The organism is Mesorhizobium sp. AR02, from assembly GCF_024746835.1.
In the GTDB taxonomy this organism is placed as follows: Bacteria; Pseudomonadota; Alphaproteobacteria; order Rhizobiales; family Rhizobiaceae; genus Mesorhizobium.
On the sequence record NZ_CP080531.1, the window covers coordinates 4987020 to 5011982 of the forward strand.

Sequence of the window (24963 nt, forward strand, 5' to 3'; positions counted from 1 at the left end):
AGTCCTTTGCCGGCAACCAGTCATCGACGTATCAGGTTTCGAGATTCCCCGCGTTTTTCACGCTACCACCCCGGATTTTTCACGGTCGAAACCGGAGCTGTTCGTAGTCTCTGCGTGGTTTCTCAATCACGAGAGACTAACAACAGGAGGATGATATGTTCCAACTTGCTTCCAACCAGATGACCGGTACCGCCCTCACGGTTTCGCTTGCCATGCTTGGCCTTCTTGCCAACACGATCGTAAGTGAAGCCGCCTACTCGCCCGCTATGCCCTTTGTCGGCGTCCACAGCCTTCGTGCAGACAATGGTGACTTCGACACCTGGGGTGGGCTCGACAGTCAACGCTCGTTCGCCCCGAAAGGAATGGTGGATCCTATCCAGACAGGATCCAGCGATAGCACCGGTGGCGTTTCGACGTCCAAGTGCCTGGGGGTCAGCCCAAGAATATATGATCCGGTCAGCCCCAACTGTCGAAATTGAGGCCTAGCCTGGGGCGATGTTCGGCACCAGCGCTCCAAATTCCCTCAGGTTGCGCAAAACCATTTGCGCAATCTGAGGGACCTTTTGCGTGTCTTCATGTCGAGCCGAGCCGGCAAGCTCCGGCGTGGCGTCTTCGCCCTCGAAGACGCGGTACAGATAACACCTGTATCAGCGGACGTGTCGCGGCTCGGCCCAGGTGACCTCACTCCAGCAAATTACGCGCCGTGCGCATGAAAATGCTCCATACGATTGGATCAGGTCGTTGGGAAATCATAGTCCGGATTGTGGGCACAGGGTGAGTTCGGCGGCGCCGAGGAAGAACATAGCCGGCTTGGCAATATAGCCCGGCAGGCCGAAATCTTCCGAGGCGCATCGATCCCGGGCCAGACCCTCAGGGCGAGAGTGGCCCGACCGATCGGGCCAAACCCCGCCGCCTGCCTACCCCCGCTTCTCAATCGCGGCGTACAGCACATTGCGGTTCTCGCCAAAATACACCTTTGCCTCGACGGTGTTGCGGTCGACGCTGGCGTTGACGATGTTCCACATGTCGACCTCCGAGCGCAGCAGCAGCACCCAGTCCATGAACGTTTCCCGGTAGCCGGCGTCAGGCGTGCCCTCGGCGTAGTTGGCAAACAGGAATGTCCCGTTCGGCTTCAGCATCTGCAGGCAGGTCTTCGTCAGTTTCACGGCGACGTTGTGCTGGAGGTAGTCGTAGAGGCCGGAGGCATAGATGAGGTCGAACTTGCCGAGCTTGTGGCCCTTGGTCAGCACGGTTCGCACCGAGCCGTCGATGGCTTCGACCGCGGTGCCCTGGAAGTCGCGCGCGATCAGGCCAACGCTTTGCGGATCCTGGTCGAGCGCGACCCAGCGCCTGAGGCCGCCCTCGGCCAGCGCTACGGAGCGATTGGCTTCGCGCAAATGGCCGGCCGCGATCGCCAGCACCTCGGTTTCGGGGCCGTTCCTGGCCGCAGTCTCATCGACATAGCGGGTCAGGAGATCGCGCCGTTCGCGTGCCGCGACGCACGACGGAACGTTCTGGGTGTGGCTGTAGAGCGCCTTGCCGATCTCCGAGGCGCTTGCCACGCTCTCGGCCACATGCGGGTCGCAATAGATGAAGTCGAGCAGCTGCGCGTCGCCGGAATAGCCCCTGGGCTTGGTGAAGGACCAGTGCGTCAGCGGATCCTCGAGAAAGTACTTCAGGATCGGGTGGTTCTGCGCCACCGGGATCAAGGCCTGCCAGACGTCGGGATGCACCTTGGCCCGCAGCGCGCTGAGCAGCGACAGCAGGCGGCGAACGATCTCGGCGGGGAATTTCTGCTGCTCGATCTGCTGCTGTGTCGCGTGGAGGATAAGCGCCAGCTCGGCGCGGGCGGTCTCGAACGCTTCGCCATGATGTTCAAGTGTGCCTTTACGCAGACTGCCGGCGATCATCTCGGCAGTAATCAGGCTTTTGCCATCAAAGACAGTTTGCACCACACCACTCCATAGTTAACAGTCGGTTAACTTATTGCTTAGAATGCTCCATTTGCCAACGGCGGCCCGGCCGCATTTTATCGTTATGATTAATTTCCCGCTAACCATCTCAATTTATTAGCGATCTTGCAGATAAGATTCTGGGTTCGAGTTAACGCAAACTTGTCTGGCGCCACTGCATTTTACTGCGTGGCAATCGTGTCGCGTCCCAAGGAGTCGTCCTGCGTGGGGGCAGAAGCTGGAAAAGAGTTCGGAGCGCAAAGTCCCCTTCCGCAGGGGCTTGTGAGCGAACGCGTGTCATCCAGATTGGCCGATACGGTGGATGTGGAGCCGTATGATCCGCGTCAGGAACTGGGGGCGGCGGAACTGCGCATCCTTTACCGCAGGGAAGCCCAGGCGAAGCGACGGAAGGAAGCCAGGCCGGGGCTGTGGATCGCCGTCGTCATCTATGTGCTGTTTTCGGTATCGGATCTGCTGCTGATACCTGATGTGGCGGCCTATACGATCACGGCGCGCTTCGCGGTCGGACTGACCGCGCTGCTGGTCCTGGAAGCACAGCTTCGCCGGGGAGCGGCAACGGATTGGCTTGACGTGACCTGCGCCGCGGCCATCATCTTTGGCTATATCGGCTGGCTGTGCCCGGCATCCATGGGTGCGGACAGGGAAAGCGTCGCCTACTACATGGTTTTCGGCACCATTTTCATGATGAGCGCCAATCTTTTCTTCACATTCAGCTTCAAGGTTTCGATCATAACGTCGACAATCATTTTGTGTATCTTGTACGTGGTGAATTACTTCATACCGGCGTCGCTGACATACAAAATGGTGTTTGGCACGTTCTACGTTTCATGCTTCACCTTCACCTCCTATGTGAACTGGAAGCTGAATGAAGAGCGCTACAACGTCTTCCTGAACGCGCTGGAAGCCAAGATCCAGCACAAGGAGGCCACCGAACGCGGCAAGGCCCTGCTGAGGCTGTCGCGGACGGATCCGCTTACGGGCCTGGAGAACCGGCGCGCCATCGACGAGAAGCTGCGCGATTACTGGAACGACTGGCAGAAGCTTGGCAACAAGTTCGCGGCGATCCTCATCGACGTCGACTTCTTCAAGAAGTTCAACGACTGCTACGGCCACCAGGAAGGCGACCGTTGCCTGATCCATGTCGCCAATGCGCTGAGCGACCTGATCAAGAACTACAATGGCTCGATCGGGCGCTATGGCGGCGAAGAGTTCATCGTGCTCGCCCGCATGGACAAGAAGGACCAGGTCACGGAGCTGGCGGAAGCCATTTGCCGCACGGTGGAGAACCTGGCGATCACCCATGAGCTCAGGCGCGACGGGGTCTCGATCGTGACGGCGAGTGTCGGCGCAGCGTTCACCAGGACGCAGGCCGGCGCCAAGCTGGAGAAGATCATCCACGAGGCCGATCGCGCGCTCTATCTGGCCAAGGCCGGCGGCCGCAATTGTGTCCGGCTGTTCGACCCGACCGATCCGCAGAGCAGCGACGAGAGCGAGAACCTTGCGGCCTTGCTGAAGATCGCGATCGGCCAGGGCCTCGTTTCGCTGGTCTACCAACCCATCCAGGATGTCGTGTCGGGCCGGGTCGAGGCGGTAGAGGCGCTGATGCGTCTCAAGATGCTCGACGGAACCCTGGTTCCGCCGAGCCTGTTCATTCCCGTCGCCGAACGCACTGGCGCGATCCTGGAACTGGGCCGCTGGGCAATAAGGACGGTCTGCGCCGAACTGCTGGCGGACGATCACGTCCGTGTCGTCAGTGTCAACGTCTCGCCGATCCAGCTCAAGACGCCTGGCTTCGCGGGGTCCGTTGCGACCATCCTCGGCGAGACCGGCGTGACCGGCAACAGGCTGGCCTTCGAAATCACCGAAGGCCTCGAGATGGAGATGCACTCGGACATTCTGCGCTGCATCAGCGACCTGAAGCTGCTGGGCATCAAGATCTGGCTTGATGATTTCGGCACCGGCTTTGCCGGCCTTTCGTGGCTGCGCCTGATCGATTTCGATACGGTCAAGATCGACCGCTCGTTCCTGCACGACTGCGGCACGCCGAAGGGCATGGCGATGCTGCAGGACATCATTGCGCTGGTCCGCAATCGCGGCCACAAGATCCTGGTCGAAGGCGTGGAAACCGACGAGCAGATCGCGCTCATGCGCGAGTTCGGCATCGACAAGATCCAGGGCTTTCGCGTCGGCCGTCCCGTTCCCGCCGCGAGTTTCCAGGCCAAGCGGGGCATACAAAAACGCCCATTCCTCAAATCCGCATGACACGCGTAGGCGAACGCGGTTCTTGAGCGCCGAGGCGGGCCTGCGCCGTCGGACAAACTCATCCCAGCAGATTGCGCGCCGTGCGCATGAAGATCTTCGAGCCGATCGGGATCAGGTCGTCTGGAAAATCATAGTCCGGATTGTGCAGGGAAGGGTGCCGTTCGCCGGCGCCGAGGAAGAACATCGCCGATCTGGCGCTGTGGCCGAACAGGCCGAAATCTTCCGAGGCGCGCATCGGCAGGGCTTCTTCACCATACACGACGCCTTCGTCGTCGAGGGCGCGTTGCAGGTGCTCCACCGCGTCCGGCGCGTTGACGCTGGCGACGAAGATCTCGTGGTAATCCCAGCGGGCGGACAAGCGATGCCGGCCGGCGATTTCCTTGACCAGCGCTTCGGCGGCGGCGCACAAATCCGCCATGCGCTCGTCGCGACGGGTGCGCAGCGTCGCCCACACCTCGGCATGCGCGGGCGCAATGCCGAACACGGCTTCGCCCATCTGCGCATGGGTGACGGTGACCATGGAGAAATCGTCGTCGGCGAAGGTGGCGCGGCCGAGCGCGGGCAGCGCCGGCATCAGCTCGCTGATCGCCAGCATGGGCGAGATGCCGGTTTCGGGCATGGAGGAATGCGCGGTCTTGCCCTCGAGCACGATGCGCATGCCGCGCGAGGCGCAGTTGACGACGCCGGCTTTCAGCCGCACCTCGCCGAACGGCACGCCGGGCAGATTGTGCAGCGAGAAGGCGAAATCCGGCGCGATCTCGCCAAAACGTGGATCGGCGACGACGCCGGCCGCGCCATTGCCGGTCTCTTCCGCCGGCTGGAACATCAGCACGACGCGGCCGCTGGCCGGCCGTTCGCGCCCGAGCTGGCGGCCAAGCGCGGCGAGGATCGCGGTGTGCCCGTCATGGCCGCACATATGCGACTTGCCCGGCACTTGCGAGGCATGCGGCACGCCTGACAGCTCCTCGATCGGCAGCGCGTCGAGTTCGGAACGGAACAGCACGGTCGGGCCGACCTTGCCGCTGTCATAGACCGCCGCCACGCCATGCCCGCCCAGGCCGGTCAGCACCCTGTCCGGACTCGTGTCGGCGAGGAAGGAGACGACCTCTTTTGCCGTCTTCTCCTCTTCATTGGAGATTTCCGGCTGCCGGTGCAGCTTGCGCCGCCACTCGGTCAACTCGACAATGTCCCGATTGGTGAGGGTCATGTCTTCTGCCTCCGCTGCGTTCTTGATATGCCGGTCGCAAGGCGAGGACAATCGCGTGGGGCGTTCCCCCTCTCCGTCTCGGCTTCGCCGAGCCACCTCTCCCCCACTTTGTGGGGGCGAGGAACCCAAGCCTCCCGAAGCCGCGACTTTGGAGATTGGCGTTTCCTCGCCCCCATGTAATGGGGGAGAGGTGGCCGCGAAGCGGACGGAGAGGGGGCTGGCGCTGCCATATGCGATTGCACTGCCCTTTGGCCGGAGAGGTTTCACGCGCAGGATGGCGCGGTCAAGGCCCTTGTTTATCGCCGCACGGAGCCGTTGGCGCCGCCGATGAGGATGTCATCGGCGGCAGCGCTGCACTCACCGATCTACTGATTGATCTCGGGTTCGACCAGCTTTGCCAGGTTCCGGAGCGATTCCTGCCAGCCGAGATAGCAGGCCTCGACCGGGATGACGTCGGGGACGCCGGCCTGGGTGATGTCGATTTCGGTGCCGACCGACACTTTTTTCAGGATCACGGTCACCTGGATTTCGCCCGGCAGGTTGGGGTCGTCGAACCTGTCGGTGTAGCGCAGGCGCTCGCCGGGAACGAGTTCGAGATACTCGCCGCCGAAGGCATGGCTGCCGCCGGTGGTGAAATTGCGGAACGACATCTTGAACGTGCCGCCGACCTTGGCCTCGAATTGATGGACGGTGCAGGTGAAGCCGTTCGGCGGCAGCCACTTGGCCAGCGCATCGGCTTCGACGAAGGCGCGATAGACCTTTTCCGGGCTGGTGGTGAGAACGCGGTGCAAACGTACGGTACCGGGCATATCCTGTCCTTTCATGATGCCTGTTCGATGTCCCAAGGACGAACGGGGTCTGGCCAGTCCGACACAAGCGCCTAGATTTTTGTGTACCCGGCCGCAAGCCTGTCACATCTCTATGCATGTCGTTGTCCCAAAACCGCTGCGCACTTTTGGGCGACATGCACTGGCGTAGGCCAATTCGGCTTGATTTGGGACTCGATTTTGCAGCGGCTGGCCCAATCGTCGCAAATGACGAACCGGATAGCCATTATGAGGCGATTGTTTATAACGGTCGCTCAGATTGCCATATCCAAGGGGAGACGATGCGCTACATACGTCCGCTTTCAATCGAAGATGCCGTTGGCCAACTGGCCGGATCGGCTGGCATAGCAGCCATTCTGGCCGGTGGCAGTGACCTCCTGGTGAGGATGAAGGGCGGTTTTGTCGAACCCGACCTGATCATCGACCTCAAGTCGATCGCCTCCTTGAGCGAGATCCGCGAAACGGCCGAGGGCTTCAGCATCGGTGCCACTGTCCCCTGCGCCGTGCTGGGCGAGAACGCTGCTTTGAAGAAGGCATGGCCGGGCGTGGTCGAGGCGGCCAAGCTGATCGGCTCGAAGCAGGTGCAGGGACGCTGCACCATTGTGGGCAATCTGTGCAACGCCTCGCCGGCGGCGGACAGCGTGCCGGCGCTGGTGGCGGCAGGCGCCAGGGCCGTGATCGCCGGACCTTCGGGCAAGCGCACCATCGCCGTGGAGGCCGTGCCGGTCGGGCCGGGCAAGACCTCGCTCGCCAAGGGCGAGATCATCGAGGCGATCCTGCTCGACAGCCAAGCGCCGCGTTCGGGCGATGCCTATCTGCGCTTCATTCCGCGCACCGAGATGGACATCGCCGTGGTCAGCGCCGGCGTGAACCTGACGATCGACGAACACGGCGTCGTCACAGCCGCCCGCGTGGCGCTGGGTGCTGCAGCCCCCACCGTGGTGCTGGTCGAGGAGGCTGCCGAGGCGCTTATCGGCAGGAAGCTCGACGAAGCCGCGCTCGAGCGGCTGGCAAAAGTCTGCGCGGGCGCCTGCCGCCCCATCGACGACAAGCGCGGCACCATTGAGTTCAGACGGAAAGTTGCGGGTGTGCTGGCCAGACGTGCCGCCACGACCGCCTATGCACGTGCAGGAGGCAAATGATGGCTGGTATAGCAGTCTCGACGACAATCAACGGCGACACGATTGAATATCTCTGCCAGCCTGACGAGACGCTGCTCGACGTGCTGCGCGACCGGCTCGGGCTGACCGGCGCCAAGGAAGGCTGCGGCACCGGCGACTGTGGCGCCTGCAGCATCATCCTCGACAACCGGCTGGTGTGCTCGTGCCTGGTGCTCGGCGCCGAGGCCGAAGGCCGGCGCATCGAGACCGTCGAAGGCATGGCGCATGGCGACCAGCTGCACACGCTGCAGCAGAAATTCCTCGAGCATGCTGCGCTGCAATGCGGCATCTGCACGCCGGGTTTCCTGATCGCGGCCAAGGATCTTTTGGCGAAAAACCCCGACCCGACCGAGGAAGAGATCCGCTTCGGGCTGGCCGGGAACCTCTGTCGCTGCACCGGCTATGACAAGATCGTGCGCGCCGTCCAGGACGCCGCACATGTGATGAAGGGAGCGCACGCATGAATTTCGATCCGCGTTTTTCCGGGCGTAAATTCACATCCGTCGGCACACGCCCCATCCGCCCCGACGGCGTCGACAAGGTGACGGGCCGCGCCCGCTATGGCGCCGACTTCAACATGGCCGGCCAGCTGGTCGGCCGCGTTCTGCGCAGCCCGCATGCGCATGCGATCATCAGGAAGATCGACACCTCGAAAGCGGAAAAGCTTTCGGGCGTGAAGGCGGTGATCACGGCCGCCGATCTGCCTGATCTCACCGATGGCGATGCCGCCATGTACGACATCCTCGACAATTGCATGGCGCGCACCAAGGCGCTCTATGATGGCCATGCGGTGGCGGCGGTCGCCGCCGTCGATGCCCGCACGGCGCGGCAAGCGCTGAAGCTGATCGAGGTCGACTACGAGCTGTTGCCGCATGTCACCGATGTCGACGAGGCGATGCAGCACCACGCCCCGCTGATCAACGATGCCATCTTCACCGAAGGCCTCGAGGAAAAGCCGGTAAAACCCTCCAACGTCACCAAGCGCAGCCAGTTCGGCCATGGTGATGTCCATCAGGGCTTTGGGCACGCCGATTTCATCGTCGAGCGCTCCTTCAAGACCGAGCAGACACACCAGGGCTATATCGAGCCGCATGCCTGCGTGGCGAGCGTCAGTTCCGACGGCACCGCGGACCTCTGGGTCTGCACGCAGGGCCATTTCGTCTACCGCCAGCATTGCGCCCAGCTGCTCGGCATGGAGGCCTCGAAGCTGCGCGTCACCTCGTCGGAGATCGGCGGCGGTTTTGGCGGCAAGACCCATGTCTGGGCCGAGCCGGTGGCGCTCGCACTGTCGCGCAAGGCCGGACGGCCGGTCAAGCTTGTCATGACCCGCGACGAGGTGTTCCGCGCCTCGGGCCCGACCAGCGCCACCTCGATCGACGTCAAGATCGGCGCCCGCAAGGACGGCACCATCACCGCCGCCGAAGCGACGCTGCGCTACAGCGCCGGCCCCTATGCCGGCTCCTGGGCCGAGATCGGCGCCATGACGGCGTTTGCCTGCTACAAGCTCGATAACGTCAAGACGGTGGGCTACGAAGTGCTGGTCAACCGGCCGAAGACCGCGGCCTATCGCGCGCCTTCGGCACCGATGGCGGCGTTCGCGGTGGAAAGCGCGGTCGACGAGCTCGCCAAGGAGATCGGCATGGATCCGGTCGACTTCCGCATCAAGAACGCCGCGCAGGAAGGCACACGCTCGTCCTACGGCCCGGTCTATGGGCCGATCGGCATCGGCCCGACGCTGGAAGCGGTGAAGAACCATCCGCACATGAAGGCGCCGCTCGGCAAGAACCAGGGCAGGGGCATGGCCTGCGGCTTCTGGTTCAATTTCGGCGGCCAGACCTGCGTGGACCTCAACATCGGCATGGACGGCTCGGTGTCGCTGGCCGTCGGCACGGTCGATGTCGGCGGTTCCCGCGCCTCGCTGTCTCTGGTGGCGGCGGAGGAGCTCGGCATCGACTATGCCCAGCTCAAGGCGGTCGTCGCCGACACGTCCTCCCTCGGCTACAACGACATGACCGATGGCAGCCGCGGCACCTTCTCGTCCTCTATGGCGACCATCTCGGCCGCCCGCAACGCGATCAAGATCCTGCGCGAGCGCGCTGCGCAGATGTGGGACATCCCGGTCGACGACGTGATTTGGGAAAAGGGCCATGCGCTGGCCAAGGGCGAAAAGTACGGCAACCTCGCCGCCCTCTCGCTGAAGGAGATCGCGCTGCAATCCGGCAAGACCGGCGGGCCGATCGCCGGCCATAGCGAGCTCGTCGCCGACGGCGCCGGCGTCTCCTTCGCCACCCATATCTGCGACATCGAGGTCGATCCCGAAACCGGCTCGACCAGGGTGATCCGCTACACGGTGGTGCAGGATGCCGGCAAGGCGGTGCACCCGACCTATGTCGAGGGCCAGTACCAGGGCGGTGCGGCGCAAGGCATCGGCTGGGCGCTCAACGAGGAGTATATTTACGGCAAGGACGGAAGGCTGCAGAACGCCGGCTTCCTCGACTACCGCATCCCGGTCTGTTCCGACCTGCCGATGATCGACACGCAGATCCTGGAAATCCCCAACCCCAACCACCCCTATGGCGTGCGCGGCGTCGGCGAAACCTCGATCGTGCCGCCACTGGCGGCGATCGCCAATGCGGTGTCGAACGCGGCGGGCGTGCGCATGACCCACATCCCGATGTCGCCGCCACGCATCCTGGCGGCGATCGAGGCGGAACGGGGAGAGTGAGGGGCGAAAGCTAGGGATAAGGTGTGTTGAGATTCAGGTCAGGCCGAGCCGAAAGTGGCGGGTTCCGAGAACCGGAGCGGAGCGTACTTGAAGTACGTGAGCACCGGAAGCGCAGGAACCTGCCATTTGCAGGCCGGCCTCACCTGAATATCAGCACACCGTAGCGCCGATGGTCGAAGTCACCCTTTGGGGCGCGCTTGGCCAGCTCGCCGGCGGCAAGAGCAAGGTCGAGGTCGAGGCCAAGGACATCAGGGAGCTGTTCAGGAAACTGGCTGAACAGTATCCCGGCTTTGAGCCCTGGATTGACCGCGGCATTGCCGTGGCGATCGATGGGGTGATTTATCGGGATACGTGGTCGAAGGAATTGCCGCCGGGGGCGGAGATTTTTTTGCTGCCGCGGCTGGCTGGGGGGTGAGGGGGGCAGAGCTTCGTTGTCAGCGCTTAGCATCTAAGTCTCGAACGTCTTGGCAAGGCCGAATGCCAATCGTCAGCTTGTGGAATGAAATTGCAATAAGCAGCCATCTGCCCGCGACTCCGTTGTCGAGCGCTAGGCTCAGATCATCCGTGTGCGTCATCTCCTCGCCTACGAGGATCATCTGGCGATCCTTCCGCCCCTGATGTTGGCGGGTAGTAGAGCAACTGGCCGATGGCTGCGCACATCGTTGCGAAGGCACCAGGGGAACTCCGCCTCCGGATGTCGCTTGCGAAGAAACACGACGAACTGCTTGTGCAACTTGTCATGCTGGGGAATGGAAGCTCCACAGCTACAGCTTAGGAATCGAGGCCGCAACCGCTAGATGAGGCGCTACATCCGGGCTCCGGCGGAGATTCTTCGGCAAGTTCCATTGCTGCAAAAGAACATTGTAAGTCCTCGCTCAGGCCGACACTATTGATTCGAACCCACAAGTTGCTCATAGCGGTCCGCCAACTGGCGTATATGCTCCACTCCCCACGCCCTAGCGAGGCCAGTACCGGGACGATACAAGAAGGAATTGAGCTGCATTCCATATAAACGATGGATCGCCGCTTCTATCCACGGGTTCTGCGTATTCTGGTCTCGGACAAAGTTCGGCAGCGCTTGGCTGTAGTAGGGAATGCTATCAAGGCAACGATTGACGAAATTGCGCCTGCCGCTCTGCTGGAGATAGCCAAGTCGCGGAGAAAAAGTATCTGCGTTGTGCAGCACAAAGTGCCATGCGTCTGCCAGCGCTTCGGGATCGAAGACGCAGCAGATCCCTGCCCGCTCGGGCATGATTGCGAAACCTTGACGCGCGTACTGATTGAATTCGCGAAAGCAGACGACGGGCAAATTGCAACTCATCGCCTCCCCGATACTGCGGTTTTTCCCCTCGATCAACGACCCGAGCACGAATACCCGAGCACGCGAGTAAAATCGAGGCAACTCGCTCCAGTGGTTCACATATCCTCTCAGGTCAATGAAGTCTTCCACTCGTCCGAGCAGCCGTTGCAGCATCGCAAGCTGCTCTCGTGCGTACGGGGGGAGAGACGCCGCGGTGACACCGCCTCGATGCCCGGTTATCAATGTCATGCGCAGTGGCGAGCGATATTTTGCCCGGTAAACCAGGAGTGCCCTGCCAATCATCTCGATGTTCTTTACGTCTTGAAGACGTGAAACGCAGAGGACGTCAATGTCCCGTTGCGTCCCTCGCACCGGCGCAAAACGAAATTCGTCAAGGAAGTCGGTCTCTGCTAGCGGGATCAGCGGAATGTTTGATTTCTCGGGGTTGCGGTCGCGAAACCATTTTTCCCGAGCTGCATTCCGATAACAGGCAAGATACCCATCTGCCTGTTCCGACCAGGGGTAAGAGGAAAACATGCTGTAAGCCATCGAGTTGAAGAGGGTAGAAAGCTTCGGGGCAGCATGGCCAAGAAAATCTACCCCTCTGCTGAAATATAGACCTTTGACGAAAACACCATCATAGAACATCGGCGGCAGAACTACACATATATCTACCCCTGAAATAGCGTCTGCATCATCTTCCATCAATTCCCATGTAAATGAATCTATATCTGTATATATTTCAGATATTGACTTTTTGATATTTGGATCACTGATATATTCTATCGGGAATCGACCATGAGCCATTACTTGCCCTCCGCATCATGGAGAATACATCATCTCCCCATCGGCGTCGACCACCACTATCTGGCCAGTGATGGTCTCGGAGTCAATTCGATGCAGTAGCCGAGCGACATTCTCTGTCGTGACAATGCCGGGAAATGCGTTTGGAGCGACAGTGTTGACGCGCACGCCGAATGCGCGAAATTCGTTCGCCAAGTGACAACTCATATAATTAAGAGCGGCTTTGGATGCGCTATAGACACTCTGTTTCGGGTTCGGGTAAATGTATACTCCAGACGAACTCGAAACGTTGATTACGTTCCGGTTTATGTCGCGATTTTCCTGATGTCTATCGCGCCAGAACTCGTGTGCGATCTTGACCGATAATCTAAGCGGAACGACAACATTCATCTCAAACTGTTGCATAGCGCAATCGACGAGCGCCCTGTCGTCTACTGCCGATGCCCAGTGCGAGAAGACCGCACCGTTGATCAGCAGGTCGATTCTGCCAAACCGCGCTAAAGTGAGTTCGACGACTCGATCGATTTGCGTCGTATCGAACAAGTCAGCCTTGATGACGAACAACGAGTCGGGGTCAGCGGCACCGGACATCTGCCTACATGGATCAACAATCTCGGTGTGTTGTGAAGGAAACAACGGAATGTTTTCGTGATAGACAGCCGCGATCTTGTATTCTTTCCTGAATATCTCGCAAAACATAGCCCCGAGCCTGCCGCTCGCACCAGTGAGGAGGCACACGCGCGACGAGATCATTGCTCTCGCGTCCATTCAACGATTTTGTCTTCACCCCAGCGCAAGTCAACGTCCTCGACACTACGATGCAGCCACATGATGAGACTGTTCCTCGCACCCCGCGTATTGCTCATGAAGCTGTGGAATGACCAGGGCGTACACTCGAACGCCAGGAGCGAATTGTTGAGAGGTGGAATGATGACGTCGGGACTGGTTACGGGGCTGTCCTTGTATCGATAGAGGCCGGTGCAGCCACCGTCTTCCCACTCCCACCCGTCGTTGCAGAGGTAGAAAATCATGGCCACGCCTCTGACCACCCTGCGTCCCGGCGGTTTGCCTTCGGGCACCACACCTCGCGCATAGCTGCATTGATCGTGCCTCACGATATTGATCCCGTCGTCGCTGGGGTAGTCGACGAAGAAGGCAGGGTTGAGGTCGTTATGCACCCACCCATCAACGCTTCCGGGCGCGTGGTGGTGGATACCGCAATTGACATGTCCGGTACATGGCACCCGGAATAGCCCTGCGACCATGTCGTGAAAATGCCGTGACATGAACAATGCAAATGGCCCATTGTAGTCAAATGGAAATGTCATCCCGTAAGCATCGTACCCTGGCATACTTCTCGCAATGCGTCGGCGGCGGGTCTGCCCGTCAAGTCCATCCTTGAGGATTCGGCGGAACGCCTGGTCAAGTTGGTTGTAATATTCCGAGATAAAGACCGACGTCGCAGTGACATGAAGGAAAGGGACCGAGGTCCTACACCAAGCGCGATTGTAAAGTACCTCCTCGAGGCGGAACTCGCTTAGCATGATCGCTCCTCCTGAGCTCGCCCTGTCACGCGACTAAAGGGCCTAGTCGCTCGTTTAGGATGTCCTGACGCCGGCCAACCGAGGGCCTGGTCCGCTTGCATAATGAACACCTGTTGGTGCTTCTGAAGAGAGACTCTTCGACACGCCTTTCATGCTGAGATACCGTTCGATCCATTCCTCAGTAACCTCGTCTGCCTGCCGCCTTAGGCGCGAGCGGATCTGTCCTAGTTTCGTATCTTCGATTCCGAGATGCTGCAGAACCCGCTCGACCGCTTCGACGTGATTGTTGCAAAACTCTTCATAGACAAGAACAAGCGGGTCAATATCATGCTCGTCGAAATATCGTTGCCAGCATGCCTCATGACGCAGCAGAAGGCGCTCCAGCTGTAAAATGCGTTCGAAATCAAAATCCGGTACTGGAGCGATCGTGGGGGAAATCCCTGGTATATCCCACCAAACGCCCGTTCGAGTAGCGCGGTAGTAGGAGACGGCCTGTCGGACTTTATCTCGCCGGGTCAGCCAGATGTATTTCAATTTCGGAAAACGCCGAGCCATCAACAGCGCAACAGGTAGCTCTCCGGGCTGTCGATGGGATATGATCCGTGGTGCATGCTCGAATTGATACCAATGTAATTTTGCACCAAAGACGCGGTTCTTGGTCATACCCTTGCGTATGATGCGGTTGACAGCTGACTGTAGAGCGTCACTCTTCATAGCTGAAAAGAGTTGCGGCTCGAAGTATTCGCGTGGACGTCCGGCCACACCTGTCTTCTCAAGGGACTCTGCTAGAAGCCAACTGCCCGAACGAGGCAGCGTACAGATGAAATAGCTTGCGTCCGGCGTCACAACTTACTTCCTTATTCAGGCCGTTGAGATCTTTTGTGCATACAGGGACAGAAATGCAGGCGCGAAGGTCTGAACGTGCTCCTCGATCCGCGGCCCGTCGGGTTGACCGTGCGCCTTCCGCTCGGCGAAGTGACGGATACTGAAGCCGGCGTCGCACAATCCGCCGATTAGGGCAGTATGTGTGTGAAGGTAATGGATACACTCCGCGCTTTGTCCATCGACCGTGGACTGGCGGCTGACCCAGCCATAGCCAGACACATATGGGATCACGAGTTCATAGCCGCGACCTGTCCAAGGACGATCGTCGGACAATTGCATATGCGCGGGGCTCCAGTGCTCGGCCATATAGCAGCCTTTCGGCCGCAGAACCTTCGCGACCTCGGTATATAGTCGGTGGACGTCTGGAATATAGCACGAGGAGACCGCCTGATAGACGAGGTCGAAATCCCGTCCGTGGAGCGTGGATAGGTCCAGCATATCCGCTTCCACGCACTCCAGATCATAGCCGAGGGCAGTTGCCACGCTGACATCTAGGCCGATCTGTTCAGGGCAAAGGTCTACGGAAGTGACGCGGCACTCCAGCGAAGCGAACATCGGTGCCTGCTGGCCGCCGCCTGATCCGAGACAAAGCACATGGCGGACTTCAGACCAATCGATCCAAGCGTTAGGATCGAGCCACGCTCTCACCCAGTTGGCGCTCTGTCGTGGATAGGGGCGTGACGAATCAGATCCGTTTCTGGCAAGATAGGACCACGCTAGCCTATTCATCGTCTTGTAGTCGAAAGTCCCGTTCCAGGTTTCCGATTGCACTCCAACCTCTCTATTCTTAAGGGCGAGGTAGGTACCAATTAAACTCGTTTGGATAGTGAAAATTTGTGTAGGATACCATAATGGAAATATCTATAGACTGAACATAATGCCACCATCCAACAGGTATAAAAAGAACGTCTCCAGGAAACAATGTTAAAGTAATTGGTGATGCCTCACTGTACAGCGGATGGATATTGTAGTCAGGACTTGAACAATCCACTCCTCCATAGCATCCAACTTCATTATATACGAATGGGGTGTCTTCTGGTGAAAGTAGTATGAAGCGCTTTTTGCCAAATATTTGAGCAACAAGTACATTCATCAGGTCGTGATGTAGAGGTGTAATCGTTCCGGACGGTCCAAACCAAAAAAAAGTCTTCTTTTTGCCGTCATTGTGATTTATGTATTCATCAATCCGTGGAGCCTGGTCATAGAGTTTGGCGAATTCTTCCCTTTCAAAGAAGTGGTTGTTGGCAACCAGATAATAATCGTTACTCGACCCACCGGCGGTCACCATCGACACGTATTCGGCCATGTTTAGTTCGCGACGGTGTAGATCAGAATTCAGTTCGTAGTGAGGGTCGGAGCCCCGCCCCGCCATGATCTGGACATTGGCGCTTCCGCACATTTCCGCGAGATACTCCGGCGTCCAGTCTCGGCGCGCAGCGCTCCCCGCAAGCATCCCGGTGAGGATAACAGGCCTGTTTGCGGCATAGTAGCGCTCAAGGAACTCGCTGCGTGAGATCTTGCTTCTGCGCTCAATCGTTTGCGCGTTGAAGGCCAGATTTCTCAATGCCTTTCGCACCTGGAGAACCGACTTGAGCTTCAGATATCGCTTCGTCATGAGTTCGGCAACGCGGCAATACGGGTTATCGCGTTCTGAGCGCAACTCCTCTTCGACGATATGACGGAAGTACCCAGCCTTCACAGCAGATTCAACAAGAACATCTGGCGAGGTTCCTAGAATTCTGTTCTCCGCGATCCAAGTCCGCCACTCTATAGGCAGAGATCGTTCGGCCATCACGGGTATGTCGTCGGTACGCTGACGTCTCACGCTGCCAACCGGATCGACAGAACTTCGCTTTGCATTCGGCGGCATAGGGCGCTTTCTCCCAGATGCGGGCCCGGCTTGATGCCGGGCCCGTTCACTTACACGTTCACTGCCCTGTTCTTCCCCGAGGTCCCTGGGTGCCCGGTCGGATACCCGCCGGTTTCGGCGCTGGGCCGGGCCGGCGCGGAGAGCGAGGCAATTTCTCTCCTCCCGGTCCCGGAGGCGGTCCAGGCGGAGGACCTGGAGGCGGTCCGGGTGGAGGACCTGGAGGAGTCGGCGTCGGCGTCGGTGTCGGTGTCGGTGTCGGCGGTGTCGGCGTCGGCGGGGGCGTCGGCGGAGGTGTCGGCGTCGGCGTCGGCGGCGGCGTAGGCGTCGGCGTCGGCGTCGGCGTCGGCGGCGGCGTAGGCGTAGGCGTAGGCGTAGGCGTAGGTGTCGGCGTCGGCGTCGGCGTCGGCGTAGGTGTCGGCGTCGGCGTCGGCGTAGGCGTAGGCGTAGGCGTAGGCGTAGGTGTTGGTGTCGGCGTCGGCGTAGGTGTTGGCGTTGGTGTCGGCGTCGGCGGATGCGGCGTCGGCGGCGTCGGCGGCGTCGGCGGCGTTGGCGGATGTGGCGTCGGCGGATGCGGCGTCGGCGGATGTGGCGTCGGCGGATGTGGCGTCGGCGGATGCGGCGTCGGCGGATGCGGCGTCGGCGGATGTGGCGTCGGCGGATGCGGCGTCGGCGGTGCTCCTGAACCACTTACGACGCTGGCAAGCGCTGTCCCCTTTATGCTGCCAAGGCCAGTGCAGGCATCCCATCCGGCTCCAGCCGCATAAGCTCCGCCGCCCGGAGTGTTGTTGTTGTTGCCCGACACTATATCGCGATAGCCAGCTCCCATCATTTTGGGGCCATAAAGAATCGGATTGACAAATCCGACCTTTGGCTTTCCAGCAACGCTGCGTGCCTGGTTCAAACGGGCAATGAGGCCGGCATAGAGAGGCGCGACTGCGCTGGTACCTCCGAACACGAGATCATTGCCGTCAACGCGGACTTGATAACCAGTGCTGGGGTCGGCATTCGCCGCAACATCGGGAACTCCACGTCCTACATGGCCGTCGTCAGCGGCTGAGGGGATGTGCGCTGAAGCTTGATAGGGAGGAACAGGGAACGCTTTACTGATCCCGCCTCCGGTTGCCCCCCGCCCTACACCATTGTTCCAGGAGACCTCCGACGCTATCGTGCCACCTGGCTGTGTGGCTAGGCTGGTACCTCCGCACGCAATCACATGTGGACTTGAGGCTGGGAAGTCCACATGCAGCGCGCCGTCGTGGACGCGATCGGTCGAACCGTCGTCCCCCGAGGCGACCAAAACCGTAACTCCGAGCGCCGCTGCGTCCCGAAAAGCCTGGTTCATGACGTTTCGGCTGCTTGGCGTCCAGCTGCTTTCAGCCGACCCCCAGCTGATCGATATGACGGAGGGTTTGTTTACCTGATCATGAATCGCCGTCGTGATCGCATCTAGAAAACCGCGGTCAGTGTTCGGAGCGTAATAGACCACAATTCTGGCTGCCGGTGCGATCGCACCAGCAACCTCGATGTCAAGCATTACTTCACCATCAGCGCTATTCGGATCTCCGGTAGGAGAATTCGTCGCGCCGTCGACCGAGATCGCGACAACCTGCGGCGGGGTCAGTCCCAATCCGCTGAAGTAGGTCTGGAGATCTGCCGCTACGTGGCCTCCACCCAATTCGATAACGGCGATGCACTCGCCCGTTCCGTCGCCGCTTGGAAAGTCATAGGCAGTTGCTAGCTGCAGCGGCGTAAAGGTTTGAGCTGCTGGTCCTGCCAAGGGACGAAACCCGACGCTCGCAAGGCGAAAGTGGGGCCTTGCTTGCGGACGTCGATCAAGGCCGAATACCCCTGCCACCACGCCTGCGATGGCACGTGGAACCGAGATCATGCCGGTGCGTCCGATGTAACTTCCCTTCGAGTATTCGAAGTGGCGGAGTTCCACGCCAAAGGCACGGTTCAGGTTTGCAACCGTTCCCGAAAGCCTCACCGACCGACGTGGTATACTGACGTGGCCAATATCGAGCCCGTGATTTGCAGCAAACCGCTGGATTCGCTCGATATCCCTCGTATCCGCGCCATGCGCATTATTGAATTGTTGATGGCTTAGATGTTGGCCCCAAACGCGTGGGGCCAGCGCCTGCTTTCGGTGCAAATAGATCGTAATATCCAGACGGAGATTCGGATCCACAGGCTTGGCGGCAATCGCTCCAACCATCGGCAACCGATTGCTACCCTTAATGTGATCTCTCAAGACAGGCATCTTGGTGGCCTCCCCAGGTAATTCCTTCTCTTGGACTACATTAGCATTTCATCACAAGCACTCTGAGCGTGTCAACTGAAAGTTAATAAATGTGATTTTGGCAAAGAAAACAAACACTTCACTCGTCTTTCCCTATTCTTATCGCTTGGCATGCATTCGAAGTAGTTTTAATTATTTATTAAACAGTATTTTATCTCGCTATCCATGATAAGCAATGGCTTGGGCGGAATTCTTCAGATGCTTGGCTAAGTTCTGAGGCGCGCGCCGGCGACAGTCCTTCCTTGCGCGCTCCAGCTGGCGGTCCCAGACGAAGCGTTCCAGTGTTGCGCCTTAGCTCTCGAGGGCTCGGTGCAGGTGGCGGAAGCGGCTCTTCTTAAGCATCTTGTTCGTGACATGGCGGCCGACTGTAGAGCACCGCGAGATCGCACGCTGACATCCATATCAAGCAGCTGCAGCGCCCGCAGTGCGGTCGCCTGCCCAAGCGGCTCGGTCCCGACCTATGCTTCTCCTTCCCACCCTCACAGCAAAAACGTCTGCCTCTCCCGCAGCGTCGCCGTGATCGCCGCAATCCCCTCCTCGATCTCGCGCTTGCCCGCCAGGATCGCATCCCCCGCCACGCCTTCCAGCATCGAGCGCAGCAGCTCCGCCTGGCCGACGAGCACCGCATCCTTTTCCGCCAAGGCCGCGAGCGTGGCGGCCTCCTGGCGGTAGCGCTGGGCCATGCGGTCGTTTTCCGGCACTGGCTGGTGGCGGATCAGGCCTTCCAGGGCGCCGACCTCGCGGCCCAGGCGCTCGAGCGCCTGGGCGTTGGCGACGATTGTCGCGTCGGGGAAGGGATTGGCCCGGGTCGGCGGCTGGATGTTCTCGCGGCGGTAGCGGGCCTCGGCTTCGTCGACCGCCGCGCGGGCGCGGCCGAGCAGCGAGCAGGCCATCTCGCGCACGCGCTGGTCGTCGGCGCGCAGCTGGTTTTCCCTGCGGTAGAAATTGTAGCCATAGCCGTAGAACAGGTTGATGCCGACTTTTGCGAGCGGCCCGGCCTCGTAGAAGCGGCTCATCTTGTCGCGCCCACCTCATCGCCCAAGGGATAGAAGCCGGTCGGCTGGCCGCCAATGTTGAAGGGCAGGCCGGCGGCGGCGTTGGGCGCGGAAACCAGGCCCTTGTCGGCCATGCGCAGCGCCAGATAATAGCGCACCGCCTCGATGGGGCTGAGGCCAATCGCCTGCAGCGAGATCAGTTCGCGCATGCGCTCGTCGCGCGGCGTGATCAGCACCTTGAGGTCGTTCAGCATGATGCCGTAGACTTTCAGGAAATCGGTGAGATGCAGCTTCACCGCCTCGCGCACATCGCTGATGCGCTCGTTGATGTTCTCCATCTTGGTGACCTGGATGATCTGGTTGATCGCCTGCTCGATGGCCGGTCCGGCATAGTCGGCGATTTCCTTGGTGTCGATCACCGCACCGGCGAACGGCATGTGGGTGATGAGGTCGAGCGCCTCTTCCTTGCTGTCGATGTGGATGTAGTAGTCGACGACATAGGACATCTCGGCCATCTCGGCCGAAGTGGCGATGCCCTCATTGCGCACCAGCAGCTTGGAACGGTTGATGTAGATGACCTCGTAGACCCAGGGCGAAGATCCGCCGAAGAACCCCTGGACGATCGATCCGACCAGCGGCTTGTCCGGCGTCTGCAGCGCATATTGGCCGGTCTCATAGACATTCAGCACCGCGCCACGCGATTTCAGGATGCAGAAATGGTTGCTTTCCACCGTCAGCAGCGAGCCTGAAACGATGCTCTCGTCGACGATCTTCATCGCCACGGTCCTGGTGCCGAGCGCGTCCGTGCCGTCGCGTTGCAGCGACGTGATGACCTGTCTGGTGATTGCCATGTCGAATTCCCCTCCTGATGTACCGGCACGCCCAGCGCGTGCCTGATGCCTGTTGACTTGCGGCTGAGCCTAGCTGGTTGGCTCCGGCTCAGCGATTTGTCTGCCGCGCTTTCGCCGGCCCTGAATGAAGCGGCGAACAGAGGCCCTTGCCGCCGAATTGTTGCTGCAGCCGTGCGGTGCGGTCGGTGCGCTGGCGGTAGCCGCCATCGCCGTCGAGCAGGTATTTTGCGCGTTGCTTGTCGCGCGGCTGCGATGCCGTCGTCTTTGACGAGACTGCCTTCTTGATCGGCTCTATCGCCTCGGTGGACCTGCGGTCGGTCCCGATCCTGGCGTCCTGGATGGCCCGGCCCACGGCCTGCTCGATCAGGTCCTTGCTGTTCTGGCCAAGGAAGCTCGAGACCAGCCCGGCGACATCGGTGGCGATGTCTTCGACCTGATCGTCGTCGGCGAAGGCGGCCAGCGGCGAAGCGGCAGCTTCGGGTTGGACAGCTTTTTCCGGGCGCCGGTTCTTGCCCAGCTGCCGCCAGAGAATGAATGCGAAGATGAGTGCAAAGACAAAGAACGACATTCGACCAGCCCCGCTGCGTGGTCCGCGTTGATTGCAGGATTGAAGATGGTGGACGCCGCCCGTTCAGCGCGCCTCTGGCGCCGCACGCTCTCGTCCTCAGGCACGAATGGTCCGCTTCCCGGCGGATCAATGGCGGTGCCTGTCGACTTCCCTCCCAGTTGACGCGTCAAACACATTTCTTCCCTGACGGGGCTGTCCGGGAACCATGGATGGGCAAAAGCTGCGTCGTTGATAAGGGAAGTCTCAAATGGCAGCCATACACATTATCGAGAGCTATTATGGTCCCGGCCATTGCCGGTCTTCCTGGTGTGGGAGCCAGATCAAAACAGCAAGACGCGTTCTCTCCGGGGCCGGGGCAGGGGGCTGTCACATATGGCAGCGCCAGCCCCCTCTCCGTCCGCTTCGCGGCCACCTCTCCCCCATTTCATGCTACGGAATGCACACATCTAGAGCGGGATGACTTTAGGTTGGGCATACCCGGCCTCGATGAAGTAATTCCTGCATTCGATTGAATTGACGGTGCCGAGGATTTGTCCGATGGCATTGCAGACTGCATCGATGGTTCGCCTGGCCGCCTTGCGCAGCCAATGCTTGAGCTTTGCAAAGAGCTTCTCGATGGGGTTCAGGTCGGGCGAGTATTTCGGCAGGAGAAACAGCTTGGCGCCGGCCGAGCGGATGGCGCGGCGCACGGCCTTGCTCTTGTGCGAGCCGAGATTGTCCATGACGACGATGTCGCCGGGCTTGAGGGTTGGGACGAGAACCTTGTCGACATAGAGCTGGAACCGCTCGCCGTTGATTGGTCCGTCGATGAGCCATGGCGCATCGACACGGTCGTGGCGTAGCGCCGCCAAGAAGGTCATGGTCTTCCAATGGCCGTGCGGTACCTTGGCTTTGATCCTCTCGCCGCGCGGTGCCCATCCCCTGAGCGGCGCCATGTTTGTCTTGGTCCAGGTCTCGTCGATGAACACCAGGCGGGAAGGATCGATGCGGTCCTGATACTTTGCCCACTGTGCCCGCCTGTGCGCCACATCGGGGCGATCCTGCTCAGCCGCGATCAGCGTCTTTTTTTGTGACTGAGCTTCTCGGCGTGGACGAACTCCCATACCGAGCGGTAATCGACCTTCAGGCCGCGCTCGGCCAGTTCGGCCACCAGTCCGCGTAGCGTGAAATCAGCGGCCCGGCAGCGCACCAGAAGCCAGTCCCGATGCTCACCGGCAATCTTCTTCGGCCTGTGCCCACCCATCTTGCCGGGCGCAAGGCTGCTCGTTTCGCGCAAGCGGCTTACCCATCTGATGACGGTACTGATACCAACCCCAAAGCGCACTGCCGCCTGCCGCCGCGACAGCCCCTCCCGCTCAACCGACGCAACAACCCGTTCGCGAAGATCCATCGAATAAGGCTTGCCCATCCATGCTGGCCTCCTTGCCCAGCCAGCATGTTGAATCAGATTTGCCTGCCCAAGGGAATCCGCCGTCGATTCAGGCTCAATTCATCCCGCTCTAGTGGGGTGCGGCGGATTGACTCTCGGCTTGAGGAGGGCTGGCGGTCTCGGCTTTCGGCGTGATTCTGTATCAGGCACTTTGCTTGATTCGAGGTGTCGCATGCTTGTTGAGCAACCGTCGCTGGGCCGTTTCGGGGATTTGCGCCTCGACAAAAGGGGGCGATGCTGCTCGACCGCATGGTTGCGCGCCAAGATATCTGCCTGCGCCGGCTTGGCGAGGGCCGGCGGGCGCAGGAGGTCGGGTTCCATCGCCTGCTGGCCAATGACAAGGTGACGATCGAGCGGTTGATCCAAGGCTGGAGCGAACAGACGGTGTCTGCGGCCGCCGAGCGGCATGTGCTGGCGATCCAGGACACCAGCGAGATCACCTTTGCCACCACGCCCGAGCGGCGACGCGGCCTGGGTGAGATCGGCAAAGGTGGTGGGCGCGGCGTGCTGGTGCATGCGATGGTGGCCATCGATGCGGTGAGCGGCGGTTGTCTGGGGCTGGTGGCCGGCAGCGTCTACACGCGCAAGGGCCGGGTCGAGACACCGCACGCCAAGCGCTCGCTCAAGGACAAGGAATCGCGCCGCTGGATCGACACGGCCCTTCAGGCCAGAAGCGTGCTGGCCAAAGCCGCCACTGTTACGATCGTGGCCGACCGCGAGAGCGACATCTATGCCGAATGGGCGACACTGCCCGGCGGCAATGTCCACCTTTTGACGCGTGTGATGCACGATCGTGCCGTAGCGGGCGGCGGTACTTTGTCGAGCGTGACGGCAGCGCTGCCGTTCGTGGCCGCGCGCAGGCTTGAGTTGTTGGCCACGCACAAGCGGGCGGCACGCAGCACCCAGGTGAGCCTGCGCTTCAGCAAGGTCGAGGTGTGCCGTCCCGACAATCCCGGCGCCAGGGATTTGCCGAAGACCGTGACGCTGAACCTTGTCGAAGTCGTCGAACTTGGTCCTCCAGCCGCGGCCGAGCCAGTGCACTGGCGTCTGCTCACCACCCATGAGATCAGCGACGTCGCCGCCGCCAGGCAGATCGTCGACTGGTACAGGCGGCGCTGGACCATCGAGCAGTTGTTCCGTCTGATGAAGACGCATGGCCTGCGCCTCGAGGACAGCCAACTCGCCAGCGCCGAGGTGTTGGTCAAGCTCGCCGCCATCGCCACCAAGGCTGCGGCGGTTATCCTGCAACTCGTCCAGGCCCGCGAAGGCATTGGTGGCGAACACGCCGCCAATGCCTTCAGCACTTCCGACATCGCCGTGCTCGACAGCCTCGATGCCAGCTATCAAGGTCGCACTGCCTTGCAAAACAACCCGCACCCAAGGCACAGTCTCGCATGGGCCGCCTGGATCATTGCCCGCCTTGGCGGCTGGAATGGCTATCCCTCCTCCAAACCACCTGGTCCCATCACCTTCCGACACGGCCTCGAATACTTCCGTGCCATCGCAAAAGGCTGGGAACTCAGAGATGTGTGCATTCCGTAGCCACATTGTGGGGGCGAGGAAACGCCAACCGCCGAGGTTCGCGGCCTTGGAAAGCTTGGGTTCCTCGCCCCCACAAAGTGGGGGAGAGGTGGCTCGGCGAAGCCGAGACGGAGAGGGGGCGGCGCTGCCATATGTCATTGGCCGCAGACACGACCTTCAAGTGCGGCCTGTGACCTTGCTTAAAACCGCGTTGTTGGGCTCAATGGCCGGATGATCGCCACGCTGCGAGGGAGGGCATCGAGATGAGCGAAGACAGTCCACGGCCACTTGCCGAGATCGCCAGCTACCATGCCCATATCTATTTCAACGGGCAGGCCGAGCGGCAGCATGCCGAATGGCTGCGGCTTCGCATCGGCGAGCGTTTCCGCGTGCGCCTGGGCAATTGGCACGACAGACAAGTCGGCCCGCATGACCAGCCCATGTACCAGGTCTCGTTCGCCAACGAGCTTTTCGGTTCGCTGGTCCCGTGGCTGATGCTGAACCATGGCGGCTTGAGCATCCTCATCCACCCGAATACGGAGAACCCCAAGCGCGACCATCTGGTCGATCCGGTCTGGATCGGCCGGCCGCTGGGTGTGCATGGCGACACACTTCCGGACGATCATGAGGCGGAAGAGGCGCTGGAGGTTAACACCGAGCCGTCGCTGCCGGCGTAGACCGGCGTCGGTTCCACGCAGACCAGCACTGCCATTGCGTGATGCCGTTCGGCACGCTTTTATCTG

Annotated in this window: 22 protein-coding genes and 1 pseudogene; 8 read left to right on the top strand and 15 right to left on the bottom strand. The window is 60.6% G+C overall.

Annotation, left to right across the window (positions count from 1 at the left end; translation table 11 throughout):
* Window positions 1–155 precede the first annotated feature (155 nt).
* Window positions 156–479, top strand: a complete 324-nt coding sequence (locus DBIPINDM_RS28175) for a hypothetical protein (RefSeq protein ID WP_258582256.1) — start codon at window positions 156–158, stop codon at window positions 477–479.
* Window positions 480–917: 438 nt separating this feature from the next.
* On the opposite strand, the gene DBIPINDM_RS28180 is transcribed toward DBIPINDM_RS28175, so the two are convergent.
* Window positions 918–1952, bottom strand: a complete 1035-nt coding sequence (locus tag DBIPINDM_RS28180; protein ID WP_258582257.1) for a class I SAM-dependent methyltransferase — start codon at window positions 1950–1952, stop codon at window positions 918–920.
* 294 nt (window positions 1953–2246) lie between these two features.
* Between DBIPINDM_RS28180 and DBIPINDM_RS28185 the strand changes: the two genes are divergently transcribed.
* Window positions 2247–4235 (top strand): putative bifunctional diguanylate cyclase/phosphodiesterase, encoded by a 1989-nt coding sequence (locus DBIPINDM_RS28185; protein ID WP_258582258.1) that lies wholly within the window; start codon window positions 2247–2249, stop codon window positions 4233–4235.
* A 58-nt stretch (window positions 4236–4293) separates the two neighbouring features.
* Here the strand turns inward: DBIPINDM_RS28185 and DBIPINDM_RS28190 are convergent, their stop codons facing one another.
* Window positions 4294–5442, bottom strand: coding sequence for an amidohydrolase (locus tag DBIPINDM_RS28190; protein ID WP_258582259.1), 1149 nt, complete (start codon window positions 5440–5442; stop codon window positions 4294–4296).
* 365 nt (window positions 5443–5807) lie between these two features.
* Window positions 5808–6251 carry an SRPBCC family protein gene (locus tag DBIPINDM_RS28195; RefSeq protein WP_258582260.1) on the bottom strand — a complete coding sequence of 148 codons (444 nt, stop codon included), beginning with the start codon at window positions 6249–6251 and terminating at the stop codon, window positions 5808–5810.
* A 299-nt stretch (window positions 6252–6550) separates the two neighbouring features.
* Here DBIPINDM_RS28195 and DBIPINDM_RS28200 point away from each other — a divergent pair, with 299 nt between their 5' ends.
* The 4 genes from DBIPINDM_RS28200 to DBIPINDM_RS28215 all read left to right on the top strand — a co-directional run bounded on the left by DBIPINDM_RS28200 (window position 6551) and on the right by DBIPINDM_RS28215 (window position 10569).
* Window positions 6551–7411 carry an FAD binding domain-containing protein gene (locus tag DBIPINDM_RS28200; RefSeq protein WP_258582261.1) on the top strand — a complete coding sequence of 287 codons (861 nt, stop codon included), beginning with the start codon at window positions 6551–6553 and terminating at the stop codon, window positions 7409–7411.
* Window positions 7411–7893 carry a (2Fe-2S)-binding protein gene (locus DBIPINDM_RS28205; protein WP_258582262.1) on the top strand — a complete coding sequence of 161 codons (483 nt, stop codon included), beginning with the start codon at window positions 7411–7413 and terminating at the stop codon, window positions 7891–7893. The genes DBIPINDM_RS28200 and DBIPINDM_RS28205 overlap by 1 nt, the downstream gene beginning before the upstream one ends.
* On the top strand, window positions 7890–10154 hold the full coding sequence (locus tag DBIPINDM_RS28210; RefSeq protein WP_258582263.1) for a xanthine dehydrogenase family protein molybdopterin-binding subunit: 2265 nt from the start codon (window positions 7890–7892) through the stop codon (window positions 10152–10154). Before DBIPINDM_RS28205 ends, DBIPINDM_RS28210 begins: the two co-directional genes overlap by 4 nt.
* A 169-nt stretch (window positions 10155–10323) precedes the next feature.
* Entirely contained in the window at window positions 10324–10569 is a 246-nt protein-coding gene (locus tag DBIPINDM_RS28215) for a MoaD/ThiS family protein (protein ID WP_095200421.1), read from the top strand.
* 471 nt (window positions 10570–11040) lie between these two features.
* Here DBIPINDM_RS28215 and DBIPINDM_RS28220 read toward each other — a convergent pair whose 3' ends face one another.
* The 12 genes and pseudogenes from DBIPINDM_RS28220 to DBIPINDM_RS28275 form a co-directional block, all read right to left on the bottom strand.
* Window positions 11041–12261 (bottom strand): glycosyltransferase, encoded by a 1221-nt coding sequence (locus tag DBIPINDM_RS28220; RefSeq protein WP_258582264.1) that lies wholly within the window; start codon window positions 12259–12261, stop codon window positions 11041–11043.
* 15 nt (window positions 12262–12276) lie between these two features.
* Entirely contained in the window at window positions 12277–13011 is a 735-nt protein-coding gene (locus DBIPINDM_RS28225) for an SDR family NAD(P)-dependent oxidoreductase (protein ID WP_258582265.1), read from the bottom strand.
* Complete coding sequence (locus tag DBIPINDM_RS28230) at window positions 13008–13802, bottom strand: 2OG-Fe(II) oxygenase (protein ID WP_258582266.1); 795 nt, start codon at window positions 13800–13802, stop codon at window positions 13008–13010. The genes DBIPINDM_RS28225 and DBIPINDM_RS28230 overlap by 4 nt, the downstream gene beginning before the upstream one ends.
* 54 nt (window positions 13803–13856) lie before the next feature.
* Window positions 13857–14648 carry a Stf0 sulfotransferase family protein gene (locus DBIPINDM_RS28235; RefSeq protein ID WP_258582267.1) on the bottom strand — a complete coding sequence of 264 codons (792 nt, stop codon included), beginning with the start codon at window positions 14646–14648 and terminating at the stop codon, window positions 13857–13859.
* A gap of 15 nt (window positions 14649–14663) precedes the next feature.
* Window positions 14664–15242 carry a class I SAM-dependent methyltransferase gene (locus DBIPINDM_RS28240; protein WP_258582268.1) on the bottom strand — a complete coding sequence of 193 codons (579 nt, stop codon included), beginning with the start codon at window positions 15240–15242 and terminating at the stop codon, window positions 14664–14666.
* Window positions 15243–15474: 232 nt separating this feature from the next.
* Window positions 15475–16557, bottom strand: a complete 1083-nt coding sequence (locus tag DBIPINDM_RS28245; RefSeq protein ID WP_258582269.1) for a cupin-like domain-containing protein — start codon at window positions 16555–16557, stop codon at window positions 15475–15477.
* Window positions 16558–16607: 50 nt separating this feature from the next.
* On the bottom strand, window positions 16608–17303 hold the full coding sequence (locus tag DBIPINDM_RS28250; protein WP_258582270.1) for a hypothetical protein: 696 nt from the start codon (window positions 17301–17303) through the stop codon (window positions 16608–16610).
* 200 nt (window positions 17304–17503) lie between these two features.
* Window positions 17504–18817: pseudogene (locus DBIPINDM_RS43450) on the bottom strand (S53 family peptidase); the annotation flags it as partial.
* A gap of 518 nt (window positions 18818–19335) precedes the next feature.
* Window positions 19336–19872 (bottom strand): hypothetical protein, encoded by a 537-nt coding sequence (locus DBIPINDM_RS28260; protein WP_258582272.1) that lies wholly within the window; start codon window positions 19870–19872, stop codon window positions 19336–19338.
* A complete protein-coding gene (locus tag DBIPINDM_RS28265; protein ID WP_027059738.1) occupies window positions 19869–20702 on the bottom strand; it encodes an SPFH domain-containing protein in 834 nt (277 codons plus the stop codon). Before DBIPINDM_RS28265 ends, DBIPINDM_RS28260 begins: the two co-directional genes overlap by 4 nt.
* Before the next feature lie 88 nt (window positions 20703–20790).
* On the bottom strand, window positions 20791–21270 hold the full coding sequence (locus tag DBIPINDM_RS28270) for a hypothetical protein (RefSeq protein ID WP_258582273.1): 480 nt from the start codon (window positions 21268–21270) through the stop codon (window positions 20791–20793).
* Window positions 21271–21716: 446 nt separating this feature from the next.
* Window positions 21717–22678 (bottom strand): IS630 family transposase gene (locus DBIPINDM_RS28275; RefSeq protein WP_416361713.1). Its coding sequence is split into 2 segments (ribosomal slippage): window positions 21717–22337 and window positions 22340–22678, totalling 960 coding nucleotides; the frame shifts between segments, so codons are not numbered across the junction.
* A gap of 255 nt (window positions 22679–22933) precedes the next feature.
* Here DBIPINDM_RS28275 and DBIPINDM_RS28280 point away from each other — a divergent pair.
* Together DBIPINDM_RS28280 and DBIPINDM_RS28285 are read left to right on the top strand one after the other, a co-directional pair.
* The gene (locus DBIPINDM_RS28280; RefSeq protein ID WP_258582275.1) at window positions 22934–24241 is read left to right on the top strand and encodes an IS4 family transposase; all 1308 of its coding nucleotides are present in this window, start codon (window positions 22934–22936) and stop codon (window positions 24239–24241) included.
* Window positions 24242–24483: 242 nt separating this feature from the next.
* Window positions 24484–24897 (top strand): DOPA 4,5-dioxygenase family protein, encoded by a 414-nt coding sequence (locus DBIPINDM_RS28285; RefSeq protein ID WP_258582276.1) that lies wholly within the window; start codon window positions 24484–24486, stop codon window positions 24895–24897.
* Window positions 24898–24963 lie beyond the last annotated feature (66 nt).